Annotated in this window: 8 protein-coding genes; 2 read left to right on the top strand and 6 right to left on the bottom strand. The window is 25.7% G+C overall.

Features of this window, described 5'->3' with window-relative positions; all coding sequences use genetic code 11:
• Positions 1-335 precede the first annotated feature (335 nt).
• Positions 336-458: a CPC_1213 family protein gene (locus DR020_RS12630; protein WP_256437750.1), complete on the bottom strand. Its 123-nt coding sequence runs from the start codon at positions 456-458 to the stop codon at positions 336-338.
• Between the two features lie 72 nt (positions 459-530).
• A complete protein-coding gene (locus DR020_RS10285; protein ID WP_055257376.1) occupies positions 531-833 on the bottom strand; it encodes a hypothetical protein in 303 nt (100 codons plus the stop codon).
• A 225-nt stretch (positions 834-1,058) separates the two neighbouring features.
• On the opposite strand from DR020_RS10285, the gene DR020_RS10280 reads away from it, so the two are divergent.
• Positions 1,059-1,784, top strand: coding sequence for a polysaccharide deacetylase family protein (locus DR020_RS10280; protein ID WP_055257375.1), 726 nt, complete (start codon positions 1,059-1,061; stop codon positions 1,782-1,784).
• Between the two features lie 10 nt (positions 1,785-1,794).
• Here DR020_RS10280 and DR020_RS10275 read toward each other — a convergent pair whose 3' ends face one another.
• Both DR020_RS10275 and DR020_RS10270 read right to left on the bottom strand, forming a co-directional pair.
• The gene (locus DR020_RS10275) at positions 1,795-2,325 is read right to left on the bottom strand and encodes an N-acetylmuramoyl-L-alanine amidase (protein WP_112365885.1); all 531 of its coding nucleotides are present in this window, start codon (positions 2,323-2,325) and stop codon (positions 1,795-1,797) included.
• 123 nt (positions 2,326-2,448) lie between these two features.
• Positions 2,449-3,033, bottom strand: a complete 585-nt coding sequence (locus tag DR020_RS10270; protein ID WP_112365884.1) for a TetR/AcrR family transcriptional regulator — start codon at positions 3,031-3,033, stop codon at positions 2,449-2,451.
• Positions 3,034-3,200: 167 nt separating this feature from the next.
• Between DR020_RS10270 and DR020_RS10265 the strand changes: the two genes are divergently transcribed.
• Positions 3,201-4,385: a macrolide family glycosyltransferase gene (locus DR020_RS10265; RefSeq protein WP_112365883.1), complete on the top strand. Its 1,185-nt coding sequence runs from the start codon at positions 3,201-3,203 to the stop codon at positions 4,383-4,385.
• 44 nt (positions 4,386-4,429) lie between these two features.
• Here DR020_RS10265 and DR020_RS10260 read toward each other — a convergent pair whose 3' ends face one another.
• Both DR020_RS10260 and DR020_RS10255 read right to left on the bottom strand, forming a co-directional pair.
• Positions 4,430-6,655 (bottom strand): heavy metal translocating P-type ATPase, encoded by a 2,226-nt coding sequence (locus tag DR020_RS10260; protein ID WP_235865690.1) that lies wholly within the window; start codon positions 6,653-6,655, stop codon positions 4,430-4,432.
• A 144-nt stretch (positions 6,656-6,799) separates the two neighbouring features.
• Entirely contained in the window at positions 6,800-8,155 is a 1,356-nt protein-coding gene (locus DR020_RS10255; RefSeq protein WP_112365881.1) for an APC family permease, read from the bottom strand.
• Positions 8,156-9,083 lie beyond the last annotated feature (928 nt).

Raw genomic sequence — 9,083 nt, 5'->3', positions numbered from 1 at the left:
ATCATTTACGAGTATTTTATATAAGACTATATATTATAATTTAAATTATAAATAAAAATAACTTATATAGATAATATTCTATGTATATAAGTTATTTCCCCGATATTTTTCTTATTTTAATAGATAATTATCTATTTATTATATAAAAACAAATATTAATAAGTTTAAATTTTCAAAATATAAACTATCTTAACCCATTCCACAGCATAAACCAGTACTTCTCCCTCTTCTTGAATATTGTTTTAATATTTTACATTATATATAAAAAAGGAGAATTAAACTTAATTCTCCTTTTAAACAGCAATAAAACTTATTTTTAATAACTTAAATAATTCCTAATGAAAGGTTTTAGGAATAAATTCATCTCCCTTTGCTTTAGGTTCTCCAAAAACTGCTTTTGTGCTTTCTTCAATAGGATTATGATTTATGTGTTTTTTTCGTATTTTTTTATTTTTCATACTAACACCTCCAAACACTTATATCATGTCCTAAAAAATAATAAAAAAACTATAAATTTTAATACTTTAAAACTATAAAATTTCTTTTTTGTTATGATTTTCATCCTCATTTTTATCAAGGTCTTTATAATCTACATCTATAATAGTACCATTAAAAGAATTTTCATCTTCTTTTGAATTTCTTTCATTATAATAATTTGTCCCATATAAATTATCTTTTTTTATTTTATTTTTATTTAATAATGGCTTTATATACTTAAAATATATAAACAAACAAACTCCAACTATTATAGCATATGGTAATATAAACCAAACCAATTTAAAAATTAAAATTAAAATTATAATAGAAATAATTAAGCTTATAGCTCTTCCCATAAACATATCATCCTTTTAAGTATAAATATTGTAATTTTTTAATCTTTTTTGTATTTATAAAAAATTTATATATTCTTTTTTATTATTATAACAGTAAAACACGAAAAGAAAAAGTATCAGTAATAATTATTATGAAAAATACACATTAATAATATAGTTAATAAAATTTAAAAAATAAATTAAGGAGGTTATAGCAAAACAATATTTAATTTTGCTTAAATTTTTATGAAAAAGCTTTTATTATTTTTTACGTGTATAATAATGTTACTATGTATTCCGTTTTCTACTTGTATAGCTCAGGATATTGATAATAATAAAAATGAATCTAATTGCGACAATAAAAAGATAGTGTACTTAACTTTTGATGATGGTCCTGGCGGAAAAGTTACAACTCAAGTTTTAGATACATTAAAAAAAGAAAATGTTAAAGCAACCTTTTTTGTAGTTGGTGAACTTGTTGAAACAAATCCAGACATAATAAAAAGAATGTATGAAGAAGGTCACAGCATTGGTCTTCATACATATAGCCATAAAAAAAGTATTTATAACAATGAAGAAGCTTTCTTAGCTGAAAATTTAAAAACAAAGCAACTAATTTACGATTTAACTGGGTATGAATCTAATATACTTAGATTTCCTTTTGGGTGTAATAACTCATACTACCATTTAACTAATAGTATGTTAAATAAATTGCATTCAAATAACATTAATATTTATGATTGGAATGTTGATACAACAGACGGGATGAATCCTAAACTAGAACCTTACAAAATAGCCGAAAAGGCTAAAAGTGATAAAGATGTTGCTATGATTTTAATGCACACAGGATATGCTAACAAAAATAGTGCAGATGCTCTCCCTTTAGTTATAAAATTTTATAAAGAAAAGGGTTATGAATTTCAAACTATAACCCATGATACACCGGAATTATATAAAATTAAATCAAAATAAATTTTATAACTTATAAGCCAATCATAGACTCTACTATTTTTTTAGAAAGAGATGGTATTAAATATTTTTCATCTCTTTCTATATCTAAAATATCATAGTTTATTCTCAGAATAATACAAGGCATAATCGTATTTTTTATCTTATAAACATCAGAATACCAAACTCCTAAATCCAAAAAACCTAAATTAGTAATAGAATTTATTATGTTTTTAGCAATCTTTTCTTCTTTAAAACAATTTTCACCTACAAAACATTTAACCCCTTTATAAGTACTATTGTTAAATTCTAAAGACAAGTGAATATTAGATGAAATTTCATTAATATTTTTTACCTTATAAAATATACAATCTCCAAAAGATAAAAATTCTCTGTTCCATGGGGTATAATCCCTTGTATTAAATCCATATTCCTTAAAATATCCAATTATAGATATAACAATTTTATTCAAAAATTGCTTTTTTAAATTAATTATATACTCTGTAATATCTTTTGATAATATTCCAACGTCAATACTTATTAAGGAACCATCTTTTAAGTACATATTATTATTTCCTCCTATGTTAATTATATTATTAGCTTAATAAGCAGTAGAATTATTTTATATATAATATGTACTTGGCTTTAAAATTGTTAAATCAAATGATTGCTTTAACTAAAACCACCTTTATCTAGCAATATCTTTATCATATACACTAGGAAATATATTAAACATTTTATTTTCAAGTTCTATTATATCCTTCTCTGAAATCTCTAAATTACCATTTAACCATTCAAGCATTAAATTAAAATGCCCATTAGAGTAAACTATATATAGCGCTTCTAAATATTTTTCATCTATTTCTGGATTCATACGTTTCCATCTATTTATACATATGCTTTTCCCAATGTCCTTAACCTTTTTAAAAAATTCTTTATCATTATAATTTTTAGCTAAAATTAAATATAACTTTTTATTCTCTTTTATTTTTTCTAATATATGTTTGGTGTCTGTAAAACTTTCGCATCCATCTAATTCATGCTTTTTAACATCTTCTTTTATTTCATTAAATATTTCATCTTCTATCTTTTTCAATAAATCATATATATCATCATAATAGTTATAAAAGGTACTTCTATTAATTTCAGCTCTTTTGCAAAGAGATGATACCGTTATCTTGTTTATATCCATATCTTCTAACATATCTACTAATGTATTTTTTATAATTTTTTTTGTAATTTTAACTCTCTGATTATCTTTTTTATTAGCCATATTTCTCCTTTAATTCAACAAAAAGATTTAAATTGTTTGTTTAATAACAATTTTATAAAATATTGATGATTGAAACTTAATTTAAATAATTTTATAATAAAAAAAACAATAAATCAACACAGTGTTTATTTAATTTTACATAAATATAATTAAAAGGAGAAATTTTTATGTCAAGAGGATTATTTTTAATTTTACCAGGTCACGGTCATGTTAACCCTACCATCGGCTTGGTTAATGAACTTGTAAATAAAGGTGATGAAATAGTATATATTACAGCTGAGGAATTTAGAGACAAGCTAGAAAAAGTTGGAGCTAAATTTTTAGGATATGAATTAGAAGATGGTTCTTTAAAGTTTAACCCAAATGAAATTAATAAATCAATGCAAGACCTTAATAACTCTGCTACTTTAATGGAAAAATTCATGGAAACTAGTAAAAAAACATTAGAACTTATTTTCACTTTAACTGGCGAATTTGATTATTTGGTTATAGATCATTTTCTTTTATTAGATACAAATCTTTTCGCAAGTAAATTTAATATAAAAAAAATAATAAGTTCTATAACTACATTTGCTTTGAATGAAAAACTAATGGATGATATGTTTAATTTAATGATGTCTACACTTACTAAAAGTGGTGCTACAATTCCTCAAGATATTAAAGAAAATATGGCAGGCATACGAGAAGCTTTTTTAAATAAAAAATGCGATTTAAAAATAGTATTCACCTCTAAATATTATCAACCTTACGGAGATGAGTTTGATGATTCCTTTAAATTTGTAGGTCCATCTATTTTTGATAGAAAGGAGTTAGTAGATTTTAAAATAGAAAAAACTAACAATAAAAAACTTATCTTAGCCTCTCTTGGAACTGTTGCAAATGAAAATCAAGTATTTTACAAAAACTGCTTTAAAGCTTTAGGTGGTAGAAATGATATAGATGTTATAATGTCTATTGGAAAGAGAATTAATATTAATGATTTAGGAGAAATACCAAAAAACTTTAAAGTCTATAATTATGTTCCACAACTTGAGGTCTTAAAACATGTTGATTTATTTATAACTCATGGTGGAATGAATAGTTCAAGCGAAGGGCTATATAATGATGTTCCTTTAATTGTTGTTCCTCAGTTTGGTGACCAACCAATAGTTGCAAATAGAGTAGCAGATCTTAAAGCTGGACTTGCTTTAATCGGAGATGAAAACTTAACTCCATCTGCTATATCTAAAGCTGTTGATAAAGTTTTATCTTGTAATTTATATAAAGAAAATGCTCAAAAAATTGGTAAATCCTTAAGAGAACTTAATGGATATAAAGAAGCAGCTAATTTAATTAAAAAAATCTTATTATAATATTAAAAAGAAGTATATTTAAAATATACTTCTTTTTAATTATTTTAAGCTTTAAAATTTTTAAGTCTTAACGCATTTAAAAGTACTGATATTGAACTTAAACTCATAGCTGCTGCTGCAATCATAGGATTTAGAAGTGGACCTCCAAATATATGAAGAACTCCCATAGCAACAGGTATTCCCAAAACATTATAAGCAAAAGCCCAAAATAAATTTTGCTTTATATTTCTAATTGTTGCTTTACTTAATTTTATTGCCTTGGATACATCCATTAAATCGCTTCTTATTAACACTATGTCAGCAGATTCTATTGCTACATCACTACCTGAGCCTATAGCTATTCCAATATCTGCTTTAGCTAGTGCAGGTGCATCATTAATTCCATCACCTACCATAGCAACTTTTTTATTTTCATCTTGAAGCTTTTTAATACTTTTAGCCTTATCCTCTGGTAAAACCTCAGCTAAAACATTATCTATTCCAACTTCTTTTGCTATCGCCTTAGCAGTATTTTCATTATCCCCAGTTATCATAACTGTCTTTATCCCCATTTTATGAAGAGTTTCTATAGCTTTTTTACTGCTTACCTTTACTACATCAGCAACAGCAATTATCCCTTTAATCTCTTTATTTATAGCAATATACATTGGTGTTTTTCCTTGATTTGATAAATCCTCTACTTTATCATTAAATATAGTTATATCTATATTTTGGTCTATCATTAACTTTCTATTTCCTAACAAAATATTTTTATTTTCAATAACAACATCAATACCTTGACCTGCAATTGCATTAAATTTATCTATTTTCTTTAATTTTAAATTTCTGTTCCTTCCTTCATTTAAAATAGCTTCTCCTAAAGGATGTTCTGAACCCTTTTCTGAACTTGCAGCTAAAATTAAAAGTTCCTCTTCACTTATAGAATTGGTTATTATATCTGTAACCTTAGGTTTTCCTTCAGTTATAGTACCTGTCTTATCAAACACTATGGTATCTATTTTGTGAGTAGTCTCTAAAGCTTCACCACCCTTTATTAATATTCCATTCTCAGCACCTTTCCCTGTACCTACCATTATCGCTGTTGGAGTTGCTAAACCTAAAGCGCATGGACATGCAATTACAAGCACTGAAATAAATATTGTCAAAGAAAATATGAAACTTTCCCCTGCAATTAACCAGCTTACTGATGATATTATAGCTAATGATATTACCACAGGTACAAAATAAGCTGATATAACATCTGCAATTTTTGCAATCGGAGCTTTAGACCCTTGAGCATCTTCTACTAATTTTATTATCTGTGCTAATGCTGTATCTTGTCCAACTTTTGTCGCTTTATATTTTATAAATCCATTTTTATTTATACTAGCTCCAATAACAGTACTTCCAGTTACTTTTTCAACAGGAATACTCTCCCCTGTAAGCATAGATTCATCAACAGAAGTTATTCCTTCTATTACTTCCCCATCTACAGGAATTTTTTCACCAGGTTTAACTATAACTATATCAGATATTTCAACATCCTCTATAGATACCTGCATTTCTTTATTGTCTCTTATAACTGTTGCTACCTTTGGTGCAAGCCCCATAAGCTTCTTAATGGCTTCTGATGTTTTTCCTTTCGATACTGCCTCTAAATATTTGCCTAAAGTTATAAGAGTTAAAATAGTAGCTATCGATTCAAAGTAAAGATGCATTGCATAATCATGTGGATTATCCCCTATTATTATTTTATAAATTGCAAAAATTCCATAAATAAAAGCCGCTAATGTACTAACAGATATTAAAGAATCCATATTAGGAGCTAATTTAAATAAATTTTTTATTCCAATTTTATAAAATTTATATCCTGTTATCATAACTATTAAGGTTAATACAAATTGCACTAAAGCAAAATTTAACGGATTTATTTTAGGATTTATTATGCTTAAAAGTGGCATTCCTATCATATGTCCCATACTTATTATAAGAAGTGGCACAGTAAACACTAAAGAAATTATAAACCTGTTAAATAATCTCCTACTCTCACTCACTTCTTTAGTTTCTGTTTTTAAATTTGTTTCATCAACTAACCTATATCCAGCCTTATCTATGGTCGTCTTTAATTTCTCATAAGATATCTTGTTTTTCTCTACAGTAACTGTTAGCTTTTCTGTTGCAAAATTTACACTGGCATCTTTAACCCCTTCTAATTTTCTTGTTACACGCTCTACCCTACTTGCACAAGCCGAACATGTCATTCCATAAACTTTAAATGTTTTAACTTCCATAACCATCCCCCTTTTACCCCTCCCCTGAGGGGTATTAAAAATATAGTATATTATATTATTTATTTTGTCAATAATGTTATTTTTTATGCGTTAATAAAAAAAGAACTATATCTAATTTTTGATATAGTTCCTTTTTATTATTGTTTAAGATACATTTTTATGTTCATTCTTAATTTTTTCTTTTTTAACCATATATCTATGAACAGGAAGACCTAAAAGCGTAATTAAAATTCCTCCAATTGCAATTAAGGAGCTATTTAAGCCTGCCATAAATAATTGATTAATTAATACAAAAATTCCTCCTGCTATCGCTATAGCTGGTATTACTGGATACCCTAAAACTTTATACGGTCTTTCCATATTAGGTCTTGTGAGTCTTAATTTAAATATTCCTATAAATGTTAAAACATAAAATATCCATACCGTAAATATCTCTAGATTACTTATCAAATTAAACTCACCAGTTGCTGCATAAATAGCACCAATTACAGCTGTTAATATTATTGCATTTATTGGAGATCCACCTTGGTTTATCTTTTTTAAACTTTTACTAAATGGCAAATATCCTTTTTTAGATAACGCAAACACAACCCTTGGACCAGTTAAAAGATATCCATTTAAAGATCCAAATGCTGCAATTAATATACCAATACTTATTATTTCTCCACCCATAGAACCAAATATCTTATCCGCAACTAAAGCTGCTGGTACTGAAACTTTAGCAAGTTCATTTGCTGGAAGTACCCAAAGATAAGCAAGATTTATTGCTATGTAAAGTGCCATAACTATTGATATTCCACCAATTATAGCCTTTGGTAAATCTTTTCCGGGATTTTTAAGTTCTCCAGCTATTGATCCAATATTTATCCAACCATCATAAACAAATAAAGTCGCTATAAGTACCTGACCAAAAGCTACACCAAAACTAACACCATTTCCAAGCATTGGCGATAATATCGGATTTGTTCCTGTCCCTTTTATAAGTCCAAAAACTATTAATATAACTATGGGTACTACTTTACAAGCTGTTGAAATGCTTTGAACTAAACTTCCAAATTTAGCATCTAGTAAGTTCAAAATAGTTACAATTGCTATCATCATAACAGCTATAACAGCTCTTAAACTATTATCACCTATCATCTGACAAAACTGTTCTGAAAACATTACAGCTAATGCCGCTACAGTGCCTGGATAATATAAAACAACTTGCATCCATCCAGTTAAAAATGAAAGCTTTTCTCCCCACATTTCTCTTATGTATATCATCATGCCACCAGTTTCAGTTATAGAAGCTGCTGCTTCAGCTACAGTAAGCCCAGCAGATAATGTTATTATTCCACCTATAATCCAAGCCACTATTCCAAGACCTGGAGCTCCATTTGTTGCAGTATATATTGCCTCTGGTTTAAAAAATACTCCTCCACCTATAACAATTCCAACCACAATTGATAGAGCTGTAAAAAGTCCCATAGTTTTTTTAAGACCTTGATCTTGTTCCATATCCTTCTCCTTAATCCTTTGTTTAAAATCCTAAAAATTTATAGAGCGCTACAACTTTTAAATCTACTTTTCTAATATATTATATTATATTTTTCATGAAAAACATATTAATTACTAATAAAAAAAGAGTTAATTAAAAAGATAATAACTTGATTAAACAAGTTATTATCTTTTTAATTATAAAAGTATTAAAGTGTTAATTATCAACATATATTTATTTTCAAGATTTACTATACTTAAACGATAAATAGTATAATTTTTACATGTAATTGTTTTATAAAAATAGTGATATGACATAAATATCAAAAAAATATCTGGATTATCTTTAATAAAATAAAATGTTATTTTGCTAAATTACACTTATTTTTAATCATAAATATATTAATTTTTTGTTAATAAATAGTTATATTTATACAAATTTTATATTTTTTATATAAAAAGTTATATAAAGTATGAAAAAATAATTTATAAATTTTAATTATTCGGCTATATAAGGTGATTTACTAATTTTATTTTTTATATATTTTATTTTTATTTTTTATACATTATTTTCTATATTTTTGAATAAAAATACATTTTTATATTCAACTTTTTATATTTTATTCAATTTTAAGGATTTTATTTCATCCTTATTTACTTGTTGTTAACAGTTTTACACCTTTACAATTAAATTTATTTATTGTAACATATTGCCTACAAGGACGAATAAATAAAGATGTTAAATATTTTTATTATCTTTATTTAAAAATTAGTTCTTAAATTTGTATTAACTATATATTAATTTAAATATATAAATTTTTTAAAAGTTATATATGTTGCATTTTAATAACATATTAACTAATAAAGGAGGGAGATTTAGGCAAATAAATTAATATTTTTATATTAAAATAAATTTGAAGTTTATATTTTTATGTGACTTTTAATTTAT

Origin of the sequence: Sarcina ventriculi (assembly GCF_900456775.1) — a bacterium.
GTDB classification, from domain to species: Bacteria; Bacillota; Clostridia; order Clostridiales; family Clostridiaceae; genus Sarcina; species Sarcina ventriculi.
This window is presented reverse-complemented; position numbering and strand designations above follow the sequence as displayed.

What these genes read in the sequence shown, in the direction of transcription:
- DR020_RS12630 (WP_256437750.1), bottom strand. Translation starts at nt 458, where the DNA reads ATGAAAAATAAAAAAATACGAAAAAAACACATAAATCATAATCCTATT.
- DR020_RS10265 (WP_112365883.1), top strand. Translation starts at nt 3,201, where the DNA reads ATGTCAAGAGGATTATTTTTAATTTTACCAGGTCACGGTCATGTTAAC.
- DR020_RS10270 (WP_112365884.1), bottom strand. Translation starts at nt 3,033, where the DNA reads ATGGCTAATAAAAAAGATAATCAGAGAGTTAAAATTACAAAAAAAATT.
- DR020_RS10275 (WP_112365885.1), bottom strand. Translation starts at nt 2,325, where the DNA reads ATGTACTTAAAAGATGGTTCCTTAATAAGTATTGACGTTGGAATATTA.
- DR020_RS10260 (WP_235865690.1), bottom strand. Translation starts at nt 6,655, where the DNA reads ATGGAAGTTAAAACATTTAAAGTTTATGGAATGACATGTTCGGCTTGT.
- DR020_RS10280 (WP_055257375.1), top strand. Translation starts at nt 1,059, where the DNA reads ATGAAAAAGCTTTTATTATTTTTTACGTGTATAATAATGTTACTATGT.
- DR020_RS10255 (WP_112365881.1), bottom strand. Translation starts at nt 8,155, where the DNA reads ATGGAACAAGATCAAGGTCTTAAAAAAACTATGGGACTTTTTACAGCT.
- DR020_RS10285 (WP_055257376.1), bottom strand. Translation starts at nt 833, where the DNA reads ATGGGAAGAGCTATAAGCTTAATTATTTCTATTATAATTTTAATTTTA.